The following is a 2,678-nucleotide window of genomic DNA, read 5'->3' on the forward strand; positions in this document are numbered from 1 at the left end:
TTCATGGTTGTCTCCTCCCTAGGGCCAAAGAATTGTGGTGGTTCTTGGCCTCCTACAGCTGAGTTACCTTAGCGGCTAAAGCGGGCGCGAGCGAGCTCAAACGACTGTGGGCGAGCGCGGTTTGTTGTTCCAGCTCGCGCAATACCGAGAGCTCATCAGCCGTAGGCGGCTGACTAGTCTGCAGATTGGGCGATACCTTTAAATCCAACCAAGTGTCTGATGGCGGACAACAACATACGGACCCAAGTTGGCATTATCGGCGCCGGAGCAGCCGGGCTGTTGCTCTGCTACCTGCTTTCTCTGAACGGAATTGAGTCTGTCGTCATCGAGGACAAAAGCCGTTCATATGTTGAATCCCGGATCCGAGCTGGTGTGCTGGAGCACGGGACGGCTCAACTTCTGTGTGATAGCGGAGTTGGTGAACGGCTAAAGAGGGAAGGGATGCGCCACGAAGGAATTAACCTAGCTAGAGCCTGTTGCGAAAAGGGTGATTATTTTTCCGCTGTTTCGGTTAAAAGGCGCTTGTTATCCAGGACGAGATCTTTATTGAGGAGAGCTAGATCGCGTAAGCGGTCCTGCAATTGGGCCCAAGCCTCAACCCCTTGGCGGATCTGAGCCTGTGCGTGATGGGGGACATAGTAGCCGGTGGTTTTTCCATTCTTGCCGCGGTAACTGATGTATAAGTGCGGGCCATGTTTGGGGCCGCCGTGATGGCAACGGCAGTTTGGATTTCCGCACCGACGATAAGTCTCAGATAAGGAGCCGTAAATGGCCCATTGAGCTAGTTGCCTAATTTGGCGGAGCAATTGCAGGCGAGTGTTTACAACTTCTTTTTTTGTTGTTGGCATGACTTTACCCACTACGGCAGGAGGGTTTGGCGCTCTTCCGATCGGCTCGACTCATGGCCACCAAGTTATGGGCGATGATGCACCAGCCGACATGCCTTTCAAATCCAATTTCACTTTTATAAAAGGCTCGCCGCATACCAAAGCGGTGTTTGAGCGTGCTCAGGCGCGCTTCAATACCCGCTCTCCAACCTTGGCCACGTCGGAACCAGCGCTCTTTCTGTCGCAAAGCCCGGCGAGAGCTTAAACGACCACAAGCCGGCAGAACCACTTGTTTAACTCCTAACTCAAGAGCCGCCTTTTCGTTGGGACTACTCCAGAAGCCGCGGTCAGCACAAGCCAAGCGTGGTGCTCGGCCAAATAAGTCCACATGGGCTTCCAAGGCCGGAATCCATTGCTGCTGATCGCCCAGATTGCCCGGGGCCACAAAATAATTGCTGACCAGGCCGTTTTCGACTTCATCGATGCGCACCAGGCGCCCAAATTCGTTGGGCTTGTGCGCCTTGCCCTTGCGAATGACCGCACTGTGGGGTTCAAAGAGGCTCAAGATTTTATCCGGATGACGTGTCTGTTGTTGGCAAATCCGTGCTTCGGTCTGGTGAAGGACCTTCTCAACTAAGGGTAGGTAATGTTTCAAGCCAGCTTCTGCTAAAAGCACCTTGGTAAACGCTTCGGGCTGGGCCACTAATTGGCTCTTTTGGAGAGCCAAAAGTACCGCTGCCGCTTGGGCTTTTACTCCTTGGGTCAGTCCCATGAGTTTTTTGTAGCTTTGGGTTAACTGCTCCTGTGCTGCCTTGGTAAAAATCCGGCTCGCCCGGCTAATCTCCAACAGGCGGTACTTGACCGCTCGGGCGTGATTAACAATGCGCAGCTCTGAGTCCTGGCAGCCCTCAACAATGCGTTGCAAATAACGGGTCATGACCCGCAGCGAATCAGCAAGCAAGGAGCTATCGGTTGGATGGTGGATGTTAGTTTCCACTGCGGTGGTATCGGTGCGCAGCTTCTTTCCGACTATAATGGCGGCCTGGCGTGCCTGCTGCACGATGCGCCGGTGGATTTGCTCAGTACCTTCTTTGCCAAAGAGGGCGAAAGCTCGACACAGATTGCTAAAATCTGGAATTGGGTCCTCGTAAAAGCGGGTGAAGCGCCGGTACAAAAGGCTGGCTCGCAATTCTCGATGCAGTTGGCGATAGGACCAGCCCTTGATGTGTTTAAGCACCACGCAGCGCAGCAACCTGTCCGGGGCAATGCCTTCACGACCAATTTTGCAGGAACCCGGCCGGCGGCCTGCCAAGAGCTGAGTGCTCAGAGCCAGCAACTCCGCATCTTCCAGCAGCTGATCGATTGCATCGAGCATGGGGTCGTTAATAGCAGCGGCTTCCTTGAAGAAAGCGAAAGCAAACAGCGAGGCTGGACGAATCGTTTTACCGATCACTCTGCCTAATCGTCATACTCGATTAGGCAGTCTGCTCGCAATAAAAAATTTACAAAAATCTTTGAGGAGTAACTGCTAGCCTGCCAAATACCGCTTACCGACGGAAAAACCCTTTTCGCAACAGGCTCTAGCTAGCTAGCAACTCCGAGTTTTTTCTCGGACTCAGCGCTGAGATGCAGGCCATCGACGCCGTCCGTTGAAATTACGGATCCTGCATTTAAGAATCCGGAGCCACCCATCTTGGCGACCGCTTCGTACAGCTCCGGCAGCTGGTTCGACTTTTCCACGCCGCCGCCGTCGATACTCGGATTCAGTGGAGGCGGACAAATCAATAAGACCTTTGGATTTTTGTAGCTCGTGCCGATACCGCCATTCAAGGTATTGACCAAATCGATCAA

General features: G+C 53.4%; 3 protein-coding genes and 1 pseudogene. 1 reads left to right on the forward strand and 3 read right to left on the reverse strand.

The window, feature by feature from the left end:
- Positions 1–219: 219 nt before the first annotated feature.
- Positions 220–474, forward strand: a pseudogene (locus VGM55_RS20295) (FAD-dependent monooxygenase); the annotation flags it as partial.
- 17 nt (positions 475–491) lie between these two features.
- On the opposite strand, the gene VGM55_RS20300 reads toward VGM55_RS20295, so the two are convergent.
- The 3 genes from VGM55_RS20300 to VGM55_RS20310 all read right to left on the reverse strand — a co-directional run.
- Positions 492–848, reverse strand: coding sequence for a DUF6788 family protein (locus VGM55_RS20300; protein WP_331636471.1), 357 nt, complete (start codon positions 846–848; stop codon positions 492–494).
- Between the two features lie 4 nt (positions 849–852).
- Positions 853–2,280, reverse strand: coding sequence for an ISNCY family transposase (locus tag VGM55_RS20305; RefSeq protein WP_331636472.1), 1,428 nt, complete (start codon positions 2,278–2,280; stop codon positions 853–855).
- 131 nt (positions 2,281–2,411) lie between these two features.
- A partial coding sequence (locus tag VGM55_RS20310; protein WP_331636473.1) for a hypothetical protein occupies positions 2,412–2,678 on the reverse strand: 267 nt, incomplete at its 5' end.

It is taken from the genome of Cedecea sp. (genome assembly GCF_036500665.1).
Lineage (GTDB): Bacteria > Pseudomonadota > Gammaproteobacteria > Enterobacterales > Enterobacteriaceae > Cedecea.